This window comes from Laspinema palackyanum D2c, from assembly GCF_025370875.1.
GTDB lineage: Bacteria > Cyanobacteriota > Cyanobacteriia > Cyanobacteriales > Laspinemataceae > Laspinema > Laspinema palackyanum.
This window is the reverse complement of sequence record NZ_JAMXFD010000025.1, coordinates 85,489-102,056: the sequence shown is the minus strand read 5'-3', so window position 1 is coordinate 102,056 and position 16,568 is coordinate 85,489. Positions and strand designations below refer to the sequence as shown.

13 protein-coding genes and 1 tRNA gene are annotated in these 16,568 nt (G+C 50.4%); 11 read left to right on the top strand and 3 right to left on the bottom strand.

Features of this window, described 5'->3' with window-relative positions:
• Positions 1–213 precede the first annotated feature (213 nt).
• The 9 genes from NG795_RS22440 to NG795_RS22400 all read left to right on the top strand — a co-directional run bounded on the left by NG795_RS22440 (position 214) and on the right by NG795_RS22400 (position 8,163).
• Positions 214–603, top strand: a complete 390-nt coding sequence (locus tag NG795_RS22440) for a helix-turn-helix transcriptional regulator (protein WP_367290861.1) — start codon at positions 214–216, stop codon at positions 601–603.
• Positions 604–763: 160 nt separating this feature from the next.
• Complete coding sequence (locus NG795_RS22435) at positions 764–994, top strand: hypothetical protein (RefSeq protein WP_261235911.1); 231 nt, start codon at positions 764–766, stop codon at positions 992–994.
• A 119-nt stretch (positions 995–1,113) separates the two neighbouring features.
• Positions 1,114–2,292 carry an 8-amino-7-oxononanoate synthase gene (gene bioF / locus NG795_RS22430; protein WP_367290860.1) on the top strand — a complete coding sequence of 393 codons (1,179 nt, stop codon included), beginning with the start codon at positions 1,114–1,116 and terminating at the stop codon, positions 2,290–2,292.
• A complete protein-coding gene (locus tag NG795_RS22425; protein ID WP_367290859.1) occupies positions 2,292–3,380 on the top strand; it encodes a tetratricopeptide repeat protein in 1,089 nt (362 codons plus the stop codon). Before bioF ends, NG795_RS22425 begins: the two co-directional genes overlap by 1 nt.
• 142 nt (positions 3,381–3,522) lie before the next feature.
• The gene (locus NG795_RS22420; RefSeq protein WP_367290858.1) at positions 3,523–4,392 is read left to right on the top strand and encodes an LPS biosynthesis glycosyltransferase; all 870 of its coding nucleotides are present in this window, start codon (positions 3,523–3,525) and stop codon (positions 4,390–4,392) included.
• 259 nt (positions 4,393–4,651) lie between these two features.
• On the top strand, positions 4,652–6,007 hold the full coding sequence (locus NG795_RS22415) for an S-layer homology domain-containing protein (protein WP_367290857.1): 1,356 nt from the start codon (positions 4,652–4,654) through the stop codon (positions 6,005–6,007).
• A gap of 118 nt (positions 6,008–6,125) precedes the next feature.
• Positions 6,126–6,707 (top strand): YdcF family protein, encoded by a 582-nt coding sequence (locus NG795_RS22410; RefSeq protein WP_367290856.1) that lies wholly within the window; start codon positions 6,126–6,128, stop codon positions 6,705–6,707.
• A gap of 78 nt (positions 6,708–6,785) precedes the next feature.
• On the top strand, positions 6,786–7,829 hold the full coding sequence (locus tag NG795_RS22405; RefSeq protein ID WP_367290855.1) for a M42 family metallopeptidase: 1,044 nt from the start codon (positions 6,786–6,788) through the stop codon (positions 7,827–7,829).
• A 261-nt stretch (positions 7,830–8,090) separates the two neighbouring features.
• Positions 8,091–8,163, top strand: a tRNA-Glu gene (locus tag NG795_RS22400).
• 121 nt (positions 8,164–8,284) lie between these two features.
• On the opposite strand, the gene NG795_RS22395 is transcribed toward NG795_RS22400, so the two are convergent.
• On the bottom strand, positions 8,285–9,958 hold the full coding sequence (locus NG795_RS22395) for an ABC1 kinase family protein (RefSeq protein ID WP_367290854.1): 1,674 nt from the start codon (positions 9,956–9,958) through the stop codon (positions 8,285–8,287).
• A gap of 276 nt (positions 9,959–10,234) precedes the next feature.
• Entirely contained in the window at positions 10,235–12,457 is a 2,223-nt protein-coding gene (locus NG795_RS22390) for a GAF domain-containing sensor histidine kinase (protein WP_367290853.1), read from the bottom strand.
• A 524-nt stretch (positions 12,458–12,981) separates the two neighbouring features.
• Here NG795_RS22390 and tftA point away from each other — a divergent pair.
• The gene (tftA, locus tag NG795_RS22385; RefSeq protein WP_367290852.1) at positions 12,982–14,355 is read left to right on the top strand and encodes a hormogonium tapered terminus morphoprotein TftA; all 1,374 of its coding nucleotides are present in this window, start codon (positions 12,982–12,984) and stop codon (positions 14,353–14,355) included.
• Between the two features lie 168 nt (positions 14,356–14,523).
• Positions 14,524–16,065 carry a pentapeptide repeat-containing protein gene (locus tag NG795_RS22380; RefSeq protein ID WP_367290851.1) on the top strand — a complete coding sequence of 514 codons (1,542 nt, stop codon included), beginning with the start codon at positions 14,524–14,526 and terminating at the stop codon, positions 16,063–16,065.
• A gap of 21 nt (positions 16,066–16,086) precedes the next feature.
• On the opposite strand, the gene NG795_RS22375 is transcribed toward NG795_RS22380, so the two are convergent.
• Positions 16,087–16,563: a hypothetical protein gene (locus NG795_RS22375; RefSeq protein WP_367290850.1), complete on the bottom strand. Its 477-nt coding sequence runs from the start codon at positions 16,561–16,563 to the stop codon at positions 16,087–16,089.
• Positions 16,564–16,568: the final 5 nt, after the last annotated feature.

Below are 16,568 nucleotides of genomic sequence, written 5' to 3'. Positions count from 1 at the left end.
CCCGCTTTTTGACGACTTCTCCATTATCTCAAACAATTGCCCCGTCTGGGTTTGCCCTCCATTGTCACCCTCTCAGGTTTTTCTCAATTCGTAGCGGTTCTGCGTGGCTCCTCCGGGAGCCATACATGATTATTGGAATTGAACATTTTTATCGGATACTACCTGGACTCTGGAGAATGTAAGACTTTCGTGTAGTTTACATGATTTTCTGATATGGCCTTCTCCCTCGGCAAGCGTCTCAAGGCTACCCGCGAGTCCCTCGGATTGACTCAGGAACAGGTGATCGAACAGCTAGAGATTCGCTATGGGGTGAGTCTCAGCCAACAAGCGATGTCCTCGATTGAAAATGGCAAGCGCAAGGTTGATGCGGAACGGGAATTACCGGCATTGGCGGCAGTGTATGGTCAGGCGATCGATTCATTCTACGATTCCTGGGGGTTGCCGGAGGGTGGGAAATCTCAGAAACGTGAGTTTGCAAAACCGGCGGGGCGATCGCCCCAGGATGTGAGAGCGATCGCCACGGTGGATTTGGAGGCACTCACGAAACGGGATATGTTAGAACTCGCGGCTGAACTGATTTATAATGTTTTAGAAGAACCTTAGCCCATTGAGGAGATGTTCAACTTATGGAGAAACCCCATCCTAAAACCGAGGTCAGAAAATCTCTGACTTGCAAGTATCAATCCGGATTTTAAGGATTAGATTACTCTTGAATTTAACTGCAATAAAGGTTTATTTATTCTATAAATTAAGGAGAAATTTGATGGGAATTGAACGAAGAATGTCACGGGATATTTTTGCTGCTACGGAGATTGTTGAACTGAAACAGCCTTGTTTCACTAGCACGGGTGTGTTGTATCCGGGACTTTATCCGGTGGGACAATTACCGGATGTGGCGTTTGAAATGGGGTTGGTGGATAGAGTTTATCCGGAACGGGGGAAGGCGGGGAAGGAGGAACAGCAATCTCCACCGGATGAACCGGGGGAAGGTTAATGGGTTTTATTTGATTTGGATAGATTTAGACAGGAGGCAGAGCCTCCAATTGGGCATTCCTAGGCAGAGCCTAGGAACGAGGATTGGGGGGATGGATTGTAGTTTGAATTGGATGAACTATGTCAACAAATCCTTATGGTTGGATAGAAGAATCGCTCAGGACGATTCATCGGGCGAAGTGGTATCGTTCGGTGCAAGAAATCATGGGTCGTCCGGGTGCTGTTGTGCGGATCGATGGGCAAGAATTGATTAATTTTGCGAGTAATGATTATCTGGGTTTGGCGGGGGATATTCGGGTAATTACTGCGGCAATAGAAGCGACTCAATTGTATGGGACGGGGGCGACGGGTTCGAGGTTGATTACGGGGCATCGTCCGATTCATCGGGAGTTGGAACAGGCGATCGCATCCCTGAAACAAACAGAGGATGCGATTGTTTTTAGTTCCGGTTATCTAGCCAATTTGGGGGCAATTTCGGCTTTGGTGGGGAAGCGGGATTTAATTCTGTCGGACCAATACAATCATGCCAGTTTAAAAAATGGTGCAATTTTGAGCGGGGCGATGGTTTTAGAGTATGAACATGGCGATGTGGAGGGATTGAAATTTCTTTTAGAATCCCATCGAAATGCTTATCGGCGCTGCTTAATTGTGACCGATACGGTTTTTAGCATGGACGGGGATTTATGTCCTCTATCTAAAGTAGTAGAATTGTCTGAAACTTATGGCTGTATGCTGTTAGTGGATGAGGCGCATGGGACGGGGGTGCTGGGAACCCGGGGTGCGGGGGCGGTGGAATATTTGGGATGTACCGGGCGGGGGTTGATTCAGATGGGAACCCTAAGTAAGGCATTAGGGAGTTTGGGGGGATATGTGGCAGGAACTGCACCGTTAATTGATTTTCTGCGAAATCGGGCGGGGAGTTGGATTTATACCACGGGACTTTCCCCGGCAGATACGGCAGCGGGGTTAGAGGCGATCGCAATTGTGAATCAGGAACCGCAACGACGGGCTAAATTGTGGCAAAATGTCAAGTACCTTAAACAGTTGCTGGTAGAGAGTGTACCCTCAGTGGCATCGCGGTTACTGCCCTCAGAGTCCCCGATTCTGTGTTTGCAAGTCCCTGATGCTCAAACGGTTTTAGCCGTGGGGGAGGGACTCAAAGCTGCCGGTATTTTAGTGGGTGCTGTACGTCCCCCGACGGTCCCAACCAGTCGGATTCGGGTGACGGTGATGGCAACTCACGAAAAGGCTCACTGTGAGCGACTTGTTGAAGGGTTGCAGTCTCTCTTAAAATCCTGATGAACCGAACGCTAAATGCTGTTTTTCCTGCTTTAGGACTGACGATCGCCCTGATGGGAGGTCCGGGGGTATTGCCGATATTGGGGGTCCCGGAGGCAGTTGCCCAAACTCGCCCTCAAGATTTCTTGACGGAGGGGGTGCAGAAGTTGGAGGAGGAAGACTACGAGGGGGCGATCGCCGATTTGACCCGGGCGATCGAGTTAGATCCAAAGTTAGTGGATGCTTATACAGCCCGAGGGATTGCCCGTCACCGGAATGAGGATTACGTTGGTGCGGTGGAAGATTTTACAGAAGTGCTGGAAATCCAGCCCGAAAATAGTCAAGTTTATGGGTTACGCGCTTTAGATTATTTATACTTAAGAGAGTATCAGGCCGCGATCGCTGACTTTAATCGGGTGATTGACGAGAATCCCAGGGATGCCGATGCGTATATGCTCAGGGCAGAGGCACAGACGGAACTAGGGGAGTTTCAGCGAGCAATTCGAGACTATAACCGGGCGATCGAACTTTCACCGGATAACCCCACCTTTTATAGAAGACGGGGGCAAAGTCGCGCCCGGAGTGGAGATTATCCCGGAAGTATCGAAGATTTTAATCGCGTCATTGAACTCGATGCCAATGATGCCCTTGCTTATGTATTTCGGGGAAATGCTTATGACGATCGCGGGGAGAGTGAAGCAGCACTTGCCGATTACGAGAAAGCCTTGGAACTGGACCCGACTTTAGCGCAAGCCTATTATAATCGGGGAATTACTCGGCGACGGTTGGAAGATTATCGCGGGGCGATCGCGGATTATACGAAGGCGATCGAGATAAATCGGACTGATGCCAATTCCTACTTAAATCGGGGGGTTGCTTATGCGTTATTGGAAGAATTCCCCGATGCGATCGCCGACTATACCCAAGCCATTCGGTTTAATCCCAACTTAGGAGAAGCCTATTATAATCGAGGGCTGACTTACCAACGGATGGGGGACGCCCAATCAGCCCGGGCGGATTTTCGACAAGCCGCGCAACTCTATCAACAACAAGGATTGACTGCAAAATACCAAGATGCGATCAAGGCAATTGAAAATCTCAATCGGTAAGAATTGAGACTCCCCCAAAAGATGGAGAAACCCATCAGTAATTGCACGGAAAATAGGAATAGATTTCCCAAAAACATCGGGCAAGGATAAGAGCATCTCTATTCCGGGGTAAACTATAAACGTTAACCTATTGGCAAAACCAATGAAGGGAATCGATACGGCGATAGAACAGCCGCCTAGTCCCAATCGGCTGGGCGCTCGCATTGGCAAAGTGTTGATTATCGCGTACAAAGAATCGACGGATTTGCTAGAGAAGACGTTGCGTGAGGAAGGGTTAACGGCGGAAGTCGTGCGACAAGAAGAAAATCCAGCGATGCAGGACTTTTCCCCCAGTTATCGCTGTCTGCTCAACCATCGTTCAGCCTGGGAAAAAGCCTTGAAGGAACCGAAACCCACCTTAATTGTCGAAGCAGATTTTGTGCCCGTGCGGGGATTTGGAAAACTGCCGTTATCTTATCCCGGCGATCGTACCGAGGCGCTAGGAATTGCGTGGCTTTATACCTGTGCGCCCCAAATTTATAGCGTTTCTCAAGACGGCTATGCCCAAGGATTTTCTACCGCAATGGTCGCTTATATTATCACGAATCATAGCGCTGAGTATTTAATACAACTGGCGGAGCGAATCAAAAATGAAATGGGGCCGAAGAATTACTCCGCTTGGGATTCAAAAATTGATGCTTTTTTGCGCCAACACAAATTTAAAAATTACGTTCCGTTTCGCAACTATGGAGAACATGGGGGCCGTCCTAATCCCGAACATAGTAAACATCAACTCAGTTCCACCCATCGTGCGGATGTTCTGTATGGAAAACTGGCTTTTTTACCCCTGTATGCCTGCGAAGCTCGGGAGGGGACTGTGAAATTGTTGGAAGTCCGACTCAAAGCTCGGCTCAAAGGCATCGGGCGTTTGGTAATGGGACGATATATCCGATTGGCGATCTTGAAAAAGTCGAGTGTTCCAGGCAGACTCCTGAGTTTTGCCATTCGCCGACACCTGATCCTGAGACTATAGGGGGAATGGGTTAGAGTGCCGGTAAAGTATGAGCTAACCAGGACAAGAAACGGAGTCTCCCCGTCCAGATGGGTGGGGAAGAAAGCCCAAATTTTGTACAGAACCCGGGTTTGTCACCTTTACTGTACCCCTGGACTAGAGCAACCGTCAGAAACCCGGGGGATTCTTCCCCCTCAACCCGTGGAGATCGCCCCCCTTCAATTTTTGGAAACTACGTTAGGGTAAAAATAGCGTATATTTTTTCTCCTATTCAATGGTGATGTTGTTAAAACCTGTATCGGTATCCCTGAGTGCGATCGCCCTAGTAATCGGATTGAGTGCCTGTGCCAATAGTCCGAATAGCCAAACCTTAGAACGAACTTTTGCAGCGGATCCGCTGCTGGAAGAGAATGAGGGAACTCCAGTGCCACCACCTCCGCCTCCGGATCCCGCCTTGGCACCCGTGGAAGGCTCCTCTGAACTTCCCCAGGATTTCCCAGACACCATCCCCCCCTATCCCAATGCGGAATTTATCCGGACGATCGCCCCGAATGAGACTCCTGAATCCACAAAAGCGGATGCGGGAGTTGTCACCCTCTGGGAAACTTCAGATACTGCCGAACAAGTGCGGAACTTTTATCAACAACAGTTTAATCAGCCGAATTGGGAAATCGTCCCCCAAGCGAACCAAGCCGGATCCCAGCCGAATTTAATAGCTCGTCACAACTTGGATTTGCTCGTGAATATTGACGTCGAACCGCAAATCGGGATGGGGGAAAATACTCCAGAGCGGGTAGAATTTTTAATTAGTTACGTTCGCGCGAATCCGGCTGAAACCACAGGAACAACCCCCGGATCTCAACCCCCCAACACGATCGCCATTGAAGCGGCAACTCCGGTTTCTCAAGGGACTGCGGAACCCTCGGCAACACCCGCCACCCCCACTGCACTAGAACAGGTTCCCGAACAGTTGCGACCCTATCTGCGCGACTTAGAAAAAATGGGCATTGCGATCGCCCAACCCACTGGGAATACCAGCGCTAATGGCACAGAATCTCCGGTAAATCTCAACCAAGGAATTACTCGAAAGCAATTTGCGCGATGGTTGTTAGAAGTCAATAATAAAATCTATGCTAACCAACCGGGAAAACAGGTGCGATTGGCACCTACCACCGCTAACCCAGCCTTTTCCGACGTGAGTACAAACCATCCCGATTTCCCAGTCATTCAAGGATTAGCGGAAGCGGGGATTATTCCCAGTGCATTGAGTGGGGATAGTAGCGCCACTACATTTCGTCCCGATGTTATTATCACCCGAGAACAATTGTTGTTGTGGAAAGTGCCCTTAGATCACCGCAGCAATTTACCCAGCGCCTCCGTGGATGCAATTAAGGAAAGCTGGGGGTTCCAAGATGCGGGTAAAATTGACCCGAATGCGTTGCGCGCAGTATATGCCGATTTTCAGAATGGGGACCGATCGAATATTCGCCGTGCTTTTGGTTATACTACCTTATTTCAACCCAAAAAAGAGGTGACGCGGGCTGAAGCGGCGGCGGCTTTGTGGTTTTTTGGGCGACAAGGGGAAGGACTAACGGTTTCGGATGCAATGGAAAATCCCACTCCGGTAGCACCGTAAAGGCGGTATAGGAGTGAGTACATCTGGGGTACTCTTAAAACCGCCCGAACAGATGAAATCGAGGGTCGATAGTCCCCTTCTCCTTGAGATAGATACCTGGTCAAGGTTTAGAACAAAAGTGAGTCAACGTTTATCAGTGGGTCAAAAATTTTTGAGGTTATTCCTCACTACGGTACTGGTGATGATCGTGGGATGGATTCCCGTGCAAATTGCGATCGCCCGCCTGTTGGTCCCGCTTCCTCAAGCGATCGTGGTTTTAGAAGGAAATTCCAACCGGATGACCTTTGCGGCCCAGTTTTGGCAGCAGCAGCCCCATTTAGATATCTGGCTCTCGGGAGTTGGGGTGGATAATCCGGGCTATCGTCAGATTTTCCAGAACGCAGGAGTCCCGGAATCCCAACTCTATTTTGAAGTGCGCTCAACAGATACCGTGAAAAATTTTACGGATATGCGTCAGGAGTTGGTCGCCCGGGGTCTACGCCATGTCTATTTAATCACGTCAGATTATCATATTCGCCGCTCCTGGGCGATCGCCTTTTTCGTGTTTGGCAGTCGGGGTCTGATCATCACCCCGATAGCGGTACCTTCTGTGGGATTTCCTTCGGAGTCCCCCGAGCGAGTTTTTCGCGACTGCTTGCGTTCGATTCTGTGGATCTTGACCGGATATTCTGGGGCGGACCTCAATCCCAATTTGCCCTAAGTTTTCGGGCAACAAACTTGAGGAGTGAGTGAGCAGGAACTGTCGGAAAATAGCAGGGGAAATCTTAGGTAAATAATCATGTCAGTGTTAGAGTCTGATCGCTTATTTGAGACAATTCAAACCTTAGTGTTGCACCATTCGCCCAGTGGGGATGAGGGAGAGATTGATCGCTGGTTATTGAATCGATTTCAGGAGATTGGGGTGGAGGTATGGCAGGATGCCGCAGGAAATGTGATTGCTAAAACTCCGGGACGCCCGGGGGGGAAGTCCCTGGCAATTACGGGACATAAGGATGAAATCGGGGCGATCGTCAAAACCATTGAACCCACGGGACGAGTCCAAGTCCGCAAACTGGGCGGTTCGTTCCCTTGGATTTATGGGGAGGGGGTGGTGGATTTTTTAGGCGATCGCCAGGTTATCAGTGGCATCCTCAGTTTTGGGTCCCGTCACATCTCCCACGAATCCCCACAGCAAGCATTTCAGAAAGATAAACCCCTGAATTGGGAAGATGCCTGGGTGGAAACCAAATGCACCCCGGAGGCATTAGCCGAGGCAGGAGTGCGTCCCGGTACTCGCATGGTGGTGGGCAAACATCGCAAAAAACCCTTGCGCCTGGGGGATTATATCGCCAGTTACACCCTGGACAATAAAGCCTCTGTGGCAATTTTGTTAGCCCTGGCGGAAACCGTGAAGAATCCCCCGGGCGATATTTATTGGGTGGCATCGGCGAAGGAAGAAGTCGGGGCAGTGGGGGCCTTGTATTTTACCAATCGGCAACGGTTGGATGCTTTAATTGCTTTAGAAATTTGTCCCGTGGCCCCGGAATATCCGATCGCCGAGGGGGAGGTTCCCGTGTTGCTGTCTCAGGATGGGTATGGGATTTACGATGAAGGGTTGAATCGGGAGATTCGGCAGGCGGCAGAACAAGAGGCGATCGCCTTGCAACTGGCAACCATTAGCGGATTTGGCAGTGATGCCTCCATCGCCATGAAATTCGGTCATGTCGCCCGGGCTGCCTGTTTAGGCTTTCCCACCCAGAATACCCACGGCTATGAAATTGCCCATCTCGGGGCGATCGCTAACTGCATTCGCATTCTCCAACGGTACTGCCTCCAAGAATAACCCCGATGAGGATGCTTAGGGATTGGAGATTCATCAGGTCCCATCCCGTGATTTAGTCCCGGTGATGGCCGAATCGGGGCTAAATCAAAAAAATAAGCCCTACAACCCTTGCTCTGTAAGCATTGCAAGCAAAATGCCAAAAATATCTAAATTTTTTTTGAAAAAGGGGTTGACAATACTAGGCGACCTGGTTAATATATAAAAGGTGCTGAGGGCAAGCGAAAAAACGCCAAGACGACCTCAATAAAGCACGAAATACCTGCCCCCATCGTCTAGAGGCCTAGGACACCTCCCTTTCACGGAGGCGACGGGGATTCGAATTCCCCTGGGGGTATTATACCGCAGTGCGGCAGGATTCATAAAAAAGACAGCTCATTTTGAGCTGTCTTTTTTAATGCAATCCGGTTAAGTCCCCTAATTGAACCCTGGGGGAAAATTAGCCGTAATCCCAGGGATTATTCCGAGAGGTTATCAAACTTTTCCTGAACCGAGAGATTGAGTAAAGAGCGCAGGAAAATTAGAAACGTGAAACCAGAGAGGGTAAAGAAGGCGATCGCCCCGCCTGGATAGGTCCCAATCAACAGGACTGCACCCGTTAGCAGAAAAAAGCCACTAACGCAGGCATAAATCAAACTTTTAATCCCGAGATTGATGCGTTTGAGGAGGCGATCGCTTTCCAAGGACCGGACGCGAAATTCCAACTCTCCCCGTTCAATCCGTTGTTCCATGCGGCGGATAATTTCCCCTTGGCGGGGTTGTTGTAGGCGATATTGGACAAACTCTCGCGCCTGTTGAGTCAGTCCGCTAATCAGACTGGTTTTACCTCGGGAAGTCGTCACCCGGCGGATGAACGGTTTAGCACAGGCAACGGGATTATATTGGGGGTCTAACGTGCGGGCAATTCCATCGAGGGTGGTGAGGGATTTGAGAATAAACGTCATTTGGGCCGGTAAGCGAAAAGGTTGCTGCTGAAACATCGCATACAACTCGCTTCGCAGTTCCCGTAATGCCTTGATTTCTAAGGGCTTTTCCGTGAAATTTTCTAATAAAAAGGTAATCATCCGGCGCACGGGTTTCATATCCGGAACCGGCACGACTAATCCCATCTCAATTAAGCTATTGAGAACCGCTTCTGTATCTTTCCTTAAGACAGCAAAGAACGTGCGAATCATCCGGTCTTTGGCCAGAGATTTCATTTCAGCCATCATGCCAAAATCGTAAAAGATGATACTGCCTTCCTGATTGACTGCCATATTGCCCGGATGGGGGTCGGCCTGAAAGAAACCATCTTCTAGGAGTTGTTTGAGATAGCAGCAAATTCCCTGGACGTTGACTTGCTTAACATCAATGCCGCAGGATTCTAACGTTTGGCGATCGTTAATTTTGATGCCAGGTAAATATTCCATCGCCAAAACCTTGCGACTCGTGTAGCGCCAATAGATTTTAGGAACGATGATATTAGAGTAATCTTTAAAATTGTCTCGGAAGCGATCGGCATTTTTGCCTTCTTGAACGTAATCGATTTCTTGAGAGAGGAAATTGACGAATTCCTGATAAATTTCTTGGAGTTCGTATTTGCGAGTCCAGGGAAAAAAGCGATTGCAAATTTTTACGAGGTCTTGCAATGCTTGAAAATCGAGTTGAAATAATTTTTCTAACCCGGGACGCTGAACTTTGATGACCACATCGTCGCCGGTATGGAGACGAGCTTTGTGGACTTGACCCAGACTTGCAGCAGCGATGGGGAATTCATCAAAATCGCGAAACAGGGAGTAAAGGGAGTTGCCGAGTTCCGATTCAATGACCGCGATCGCCTCAACGGAACTAAATTCCGGGACCTGATCCTGCAAGGTCGTCAATGCTTTAACGTATTCTTTCGGGAGAATATCGGCCCGCGTCGATAGGGCCTGACCGATTTTAATAAAAGTTGGACCTAAATCCAGGAGGGTTCCGACTAACCATTCCGCCCGACGATAGCGGTGATGGGGGGCATTGCGCGCCACCTTGTCATCCCACCACAAATAGAACATGAACTGGGCAGCCGAGCTAAAAATATCAAGCTGACGCCCTAGCAAAGAATAGTTAGAGCGTTGCCAACGGAGTGGTTTCGGAGCCGTCTTTACCACCATTTTTCGGTCAAGCGATGTGAATTCACCCCGAACAAGCGACAAGTTCTTTACCTCAAATTGTACGATCTAGGCCATCGGATGGCGATCGTCCACCCTACTGTCTTTTATTAAAACATGAAATCGGGTCAGGGGGAGTGCCATCCTGGGGGGAAAGAGACCTAACCCCCCAGCCCCCTGCCCTAGGAGGGAAGGGGGGGCCGGAACACTGGAAGGGGGAGCATCAAAGCCCCTTCCCTCGTAGGGCAGGGGTTTGGGGAGAGGTCTCTTCCCTGGGGACTAAACCAGGGAATTGTCCACCAACTGAGGTAAGGTCAGGGTAAAGCAGGTTTCCCAGACGGTGGAGTCTTTGATGGGGGTACTGGAGACGGTAATCGAGCCATTGAGGTGCTGAACCAAACATTTAACCAGGGCCAATCCTAAGCCGGTACCCCCGATCGCCTGTTGGGTAACCCCTTGACCCCGCCGAAACTTTTCAAAAATATGGGGGAGGTCCTCGGGAGAGATGCCAGCACCCGTATTGGTTAAGGTCACGATCACTTGATTTTGTTGTAAATCAATTTGGTGAGCAGCTTGTAAATAAACCGTAGTCCCGGGGTCGGAATATTTCCCGGCATTCGTGAGCAGTTCATGCAGGATCCGCTCGAAACTTTCGGCATCGGTGTTGAGTTTAAAAAATTTCTTGCCAATCCCTTTAGGGGCGCGTTTGGGCAAGTCCAAACTGAGATTTAATCCCTTTTCCTCAAATTTGTCCTGAAACGAGTTAGCGATGTCGTTGAGGACCAGTTTCAGGTCGAGGTTTTGGACATGAATAGTGGCTTGATTGGACTCATACTCCTGAAGTTTGAGCAAATCGCGAACTAAATTGCTTTCTCTGCGCCATTCCGACTCTAGGATATCCAGATAGCGGGTTTGGCGATCGGGGGTAATTCCCGGTTGCCGCAACATCTGGATGGCGACCTTCATGCTGGTGAGGGGGGTATTGAGTTCGTGGGAGAGGGTGGTGAGGAATTCGTCCTTGAGTTGGTTTAACTGGCGCAGTTGGTCGATTTGCTGACGGGTTTTTTCATAGAGTTTGGCTTGAACGTCCAAAGAGCGCTGTAATTGAGCCGTGCGTTCTTCGACCAATGCCTGAACTTGCTGCATGGTTTGCCGGTGAAGGATAGCGGTGCTCAATTGTGCCGCTACTAATTCGACGAGACGGAGTTCCTCCTCTTGCCATTGACGGGGTGTACTGTGTTCTAGGACGAGAAAGCCCAAAACCTTACCTGGGCCGGATCCGGCACTGGGAATCCCGACCAAGGGAAAGGTGAGGAGGGCGGGCATGGTTTCTGGAGAGAAGATTGGGGAGGTGCCGATCGCCGAATTGAGGGCGAGGAGGGAACGGAGATCGGCGATCGCCAAGGAATTGGGGGCCGCTAAAAAGGCTTGCTGACACCAGTAACATTCGGACAACCAAAACGAGCGATCGCCCGGGGCAGCGGAGGACTGGCCCTCTCCAAGGGGGGTGAAAGACTCCAAATCCTCTTGGGCTTGGGGGATACTGTCAGAGACAACGGATACTTTGGCTTTGGGAATGCGCGAGGCTGCCGAATCCGGGGGCCGTTCGGAATCCCCCTCTCGGGAAGCAGCCATGCGGTTGCTCGGCTGGAGGCCCGGTTTAAACAGGGGGTCAGCATATTTTAAGAGCAGGATGCGACCGCGATCGGCTTGCAACGTTTCAGCCAGACTATGGATTGCCATCTGAAGTATTCGTTCAATATCGGCCCCGCGATGAATTGCGATCGTGAGCTCGTGGATCAGGGTTTGATATTTTTCTTTCTGGCGAACCTGTTGTTCTAGGGACCCGACTGCTTGAGTCTGGAGGACCTGATTGAAGGCGATCGCCACTTGTTCCGACAGGGCCGTGAGGTTCATCATTTCCATAGAACTCCAATAGGAACCCTGAAATTGCTCCAGATTTTCCAACCGGGCCCTCCCCGCTGATCCCCTCTTTCTTCCCTCCACAGCGACTCGAAGACATCCACGCATAACAATAATGGCTCCGTTAATCTCACCCTGAAATCGGGTGGTGATGGCTAAGACTCTGCCGACGGGCACCGCCGCTGTGGCCCCCACCCCTAAGACCTCTCGCCAAGCGCCCTGGGGATCAGAAATCGCCACCAGGTTTGCACCGTCTAGGATTTCTAACCAATTTACTCCTTGCAGAGTTGCCAATTCCTCGGGCAAGAACGGCGCATTTGGGCTGGGAGATTGCCATATCTGGGTCTGGACAGATTGGTCTTGGGGGTCTCGAACCACCATCAGACAACAATCGGCGGGGAACAACGAGCCAACCCACTCCAGGATGCCGCGCAACACACTCCCGGTCTCGGTTTGCGTCACGAGGATTTGGGCAATTTGTCTCCCTAAATCAGCGCAGTGGAACTCTTGCATGAATCGACCCGGGGATTCGGGCCTCAGAACGGGTGAACTCAGGTGTATAGTAAAAGACTCAGCCATGTTTGCGATACTTTTCCTCGTGATGAGATCCAACAGGCACAGGTTGAGTCGGTTAGGGGCAGTAATTTTCCGGCCCAATCTGGCCGGTACGGGTGCATCGAGATCCGGTCTTCGGGATCGTTCCTGCACTTGATCCACTGCATCTTGATTCTCTCAACTGTTCCTGGCTTTATCTGCAAACCGAGCTGCCATTTCATCCATCAATGATAGACCGACTCTGCTGATCCCAAACCGATCCGGATGTTTTCTAAGACACCCCGGTGGATCTGAGTCCTTTTGATCCAGATTACACCCTGGAGAACCCTAATGGCATCCGTGATTTCGCTGCAATTTATCATTTGAGCTTGATGCTACGGTTCCAACCCATTCGCAAATTCGGCGGCAGAGGGCAGAACAGACCCCTTCAGGAACCCCCCTCCCGAAAAATCCAATATTAACTGGCTTTGATAGTGCTAGTATCACCGATTGGTTACCGGAGTTGATGAAGATAGATGGAAACAGGTGCACAGGATTAAATTAGAAATATGGGCAGAATTTTTATTTCAGCCGGTCACGGGGGTTATGAGAATGGGGCACTCGATCCGGGGGTGATGGCGGGAGGAACGACGGAAGCGCGGGAAATGATTCTCCTGCGGGATTTAATTGTGGCGGAGTTGCGATCGCGTCCTGGGGTAGAAGTCTTAGTGGTTCCCGATAACCTGAGCATGAGTCAGTCTATCTCCTGGATTAACAGCCGTGCAAGGGCTGGGGATGTGGCCCTGGAAATCCATGCCAATGCCTTTGCGAACCCGACGGGCCGTGGAGCCAGCGTCTACTACATTACCAACAATGACCAACGCAAGCGAAATGCTGAACAACTGCTGCTAAGTTTACTGCGACGAGTTCCCCAGCTTCCCAATCGGGGGGTTCAACCGGATACGGCAACGGCCCTGGGCAATTTGTCGTTTAATCGCTGGGTGATTATCCCCTCTTTGTTGATGGAAGTCTGCTTTCTCACCAACCCCGAGGACCGGTCTTTGCTCCAAAATCGTCGCCGGGACTTTGCGATCGGCATCGCTGAAGGGCTACTGGCTTGGGCTACTGGGACCCCCCTGCCGGACCCTGTGCCTCCAGGGACTTCCACTTCGGGGCCCCCGAGTTATCCCCCCATTAATATCAATATTAATGGGCAGATTTATGGCGAACAGGGGGTAATTATTAATGGGAATGCTTTTATCCCCATTGATGTGGCGGATAGTTTTAAAGTGAACCTGTCCACTAATGCAACGGTTCGTCGGGTCACCTATCGAAATATAGTATATGTTCGGGCGATTGAGTTGCGGGAACATAATATCTCGGTCGGGTGGGATGGGGGGACGCGCACGGTGCTGTTGCGCTCAATTTTACAAATTTGTCCGGGCTATCTCGATCGCATTGTTGGACATGGCAACACCTCAGAAGTGCAACTGATTGTCTTTCTAAAAGGCAACAATCCCCAGGCGATCGTCCAGTTCCCGGACCTTCCCAAACTCTATCGGGAAGAAGCGGCGATCGAAGGCATCAATTACGATATCGCCTTCTGTCAAATGTGTTTGGAAACGAACTTTCTGCGCTTTAATGGGGAAATTCAACCCACCCAAAACAATTTTGCGGGTTTGGGTTCCGTGGGTGGGGGCAATACTGCTGCTTCTTTCCCTAGCGCTCGGATTGGGGTCCGCGCCCATATTCAACATTTGAAAGCCTACGCCAGTATTGAACCTTTGGTCATGGAACAGGTTGATCCACGCTTTCGCTTTGTCGCCCGTGGCATCGCCCCTTTACTGGAACAACTCAGTGGTCGCTGGGCCGCCGATCTCCAGTATGGTCAGAAAATTTTGGCCCTATTGCGACGACTGTATGAATCCTCGGGTTTGTTGTAACCCAACTTTAAACCCTCAACTCTACACCAACCCGGATGAGAGTAATCTGGGCATTCCCAACCCGACTCTCATCCGTTCGGGCCCCATCCCCTTCTACAAATCAGGACAGGTCCTCAACATTTTCTTCAAAACAATTCATAATGAGAACGAAGAAGGGGGACTAGGGATATGGGGGATAAAATCAGCTTAAAAGATGTCATCCACTTTTATGCAGAGGGGCGTAGAAACTTTAAAAATGCAGATTTTAGTGGCTTAGAATTCAAGCGGATTAATCTCCAAGAAGCGGACCTCCAGGGGGCCTATATTCGCTGGGGCGAACTCCAGGGGGCCAATCTCAAAGGGGCTAATCTGTCTTGGGCGGACCTCCAAAAAGCGAACCTGTCTGATGCAGTTCTGCACAAAGCCAACCTGAAAGAGGCGAATCTGAAAGGGGCTTGTTTACAATGGGCGGACTTGAGTGAAGCCAATCTTCAAGGGGCAACGGTGATTAAGGGCAATCTCTCGTTTGCCAATCTCCGCGATGCTTGTCTGCGTTTGGCTAAGTTTCAAGATGCCAATCTGGATAAGGCGAACCTGAATGGGGTGGATTTGCGGGTGGCAATGCTCCAGGATGCGGATTTATCCGATTCCGATATTCAACGGGGGAAACTGCAAGAAGCGAACCTCACCCGGGCGAATCTGACGGGGGCGAATCTGGAAGGGGCCAATTTACAAGGGGCAACTCTGGAACAGGCAAACCTCATGGGGGCCAATTTGACCCGGGCCAATTTCAACCAAGCTTCTCTGCAAGGGGCTAATTTGACCGATGCTAAGTTGTTTGGGAGCAATTTCGATGGGGCCAATTTGACTGATGCCAAGTTGCCAGCGATCGAGAATATGCTGGGAGTTTCTTTTAAGGGGGCCAATCTGAAGGGGGCAAGGTTGCCGAATGGAGACCCCTTACAACAAGTGCTGCTGCCGAATGGTTCGCTTCCCGATCATCGGCATCCCTCGGAGATTGCCCCAACTTCCCCGGTTGAACCGAGGACGAATCAAACGAAACAAGATTTACTGGAAATTGCCAATGGTTACTCCACAACCTCGCGATCATCTTTGTCGGGGGGTACGGTTGGGGGGTCACCGGAAGGATTGCCCGCTGCCGCCACAAGGCGATCTCCTTTAAAATCCCCAGGGCCTGAGTTCCCGCTGACTCCAGACCCCTTACCTGTGCTAATTCCTCCCTTGCCACCAGAAAATGGTAAGGGTTTACACTCGAAGGACCCCGGGATTCGGTCCCTCCTAGAAGAGGGGATACCTTTGGGGAAGCATCGATATCTTTACAGCGCGAGTATCGCCATTTCTCATCGCCGTGGTCCTGGGGAATTCCGGCAAAATCTCCTCGCTGCATACAATGGCTGTTGTGCCGTCACGGGTTGCAATGCCGAACCTGTTTTAGAAGCGGTTTACCTCAAATCTAATGATCGCAATCCTTCCACTCATCCTTCTTCGGGGTTACTGTTGCGATCGGATATTCATACGCTGTTTGACCTGTATTTGCTGGCGATCGAACCCGAATCCCTGACGATGCTGTTTTCTCCCCAATTACGGGAAACTTGTTATGCCGAATACCACGGCAAACTCCTCCGGGAGGCGACTGCCCCGGAATTTCAACCGGACCCGCTCAAACTCCAATTTCACTGGGATTTATGTCAATGGATCCAGGAGTTATAGGGAGTCTATATCGGCGTTTCTTTACATATAACCTGGGGGCTTAATCAAATAAGTCGCCCAAGTTTGATGATCCTGTTCATCAGTCCCTGTGGGTTTAGCAATCCGCCAGGTTTTTCCTTCTGCCTGCCGTTGCAAATAGAGGTCAAAGTTATTCTTGCGATCGGTTACCCGTTTTTCGGGGAGTTGAATGGTCAGGTTATAAGTACCTTGGATATGGTAAGCCAACAGACCATCAATTTTCAAAGGGTCTTGTTCCCAAATCTCCACCCGATTGACTTCATAGCTGGGGATCGGATTCTCCGATTGCCCATGCTGAGAAAGATGCTTGCGGAGTTCGGCTTTGTTTTGACTCAGTTCCAAGGCGATCGCCCGTTGCACGACTTCTTGCGTGGGCTGAAATCCGGTGAGACTTAAATTAATGCTACAGCCACTCAATAACCCGATTAAAAGGGTCAGAGCGATCGCTCTCAATATTGGTTTAATATGGATGCCACTCATGTTAA

Bases quoted from the DNA above. Each gene is read 5' to 3' on its own strand.
- NG795_RS22440 (WP_367290861.1), top strand. From the start codon at position 214: ATGGCCTTCTCCCTCGGCAAGCGTCTCAAGGCTACCCGCGAGTCCCTC.
- NG795_RS22435 (WP_261235911.1), top strand. From the start codon at position 764: ATGGGAATTGAACGAAGAATGTCACGGGATATTTTTGCTGCTACGGAG.
- bioF (WP_367290860.1), top strand. From the start codon at position 1,114: ATGTCAACAAATCCTTATGGTTGGATAGAAGAATCGCTCAGGACGATT.
- NG795_RS22425 (WP_367290859.1), top strand. From the start codon at position 2,292: ATGAACCGAACGCTAAATGCTGTTTTTCCTGCTTTAGGACTGACGATC.
- NG795_RS22420 (WP_367290858.1), top strand. From the start codon at position 3,523: ATGAAGGGAATCGATACGGCGATAGAACAGCCGCCTAGTCCCAATCGG.
- NG795_RS22415 (WP_367290857.1), top strand. From the start codon at position 4,652: ATGTTGTTAAAACCTGTATCGGTATCCCTGAGTGCGATCGCCCTAGTA.
- NG795_RS22405 (WP_367290855.1), top strand. From the start codon at position 6,786: ATGTCAGTGTTAGAGTCTGATCGCTTATTTGAGACAATTCAAACCTTA.
- NG795_RS22395 (WP_367290854.1), bottom strand. From the start codon at position 9,958: ATGGTGGTAAAGACGGCTCCGAAACCACTCCGTTGGCAACGCTCTAAC.
- NG795_RS22390 (WP_367290853.1), bottom strand. From the start codon at position 12,457: ATGGCTGAGTCTTTTACTATACACCTGAGTTCACCCGTTCTGAGGCCC.
- tftA (WP_367290852.1), top strand. From the start codon at position 12,982: ATGGGCAGAATTTTTATTTCAGCCGGTCACGGGGGTTATGAGAATGGG.
- NG795_RS22380 (WP_367290851.1), top strand. From the start codon at position 14,524: ATGGGGGATAAAATCAGCTTAAAAGATGTCATCCACTTTTATGCAGAG.
- NG795_RS22375 (WP_367290850.1), bottom strand. From the start codon at position 16,563: ATGAGTGGCATCCATATTAAACCAATATTGAGAGCGATCGCTCTGACC.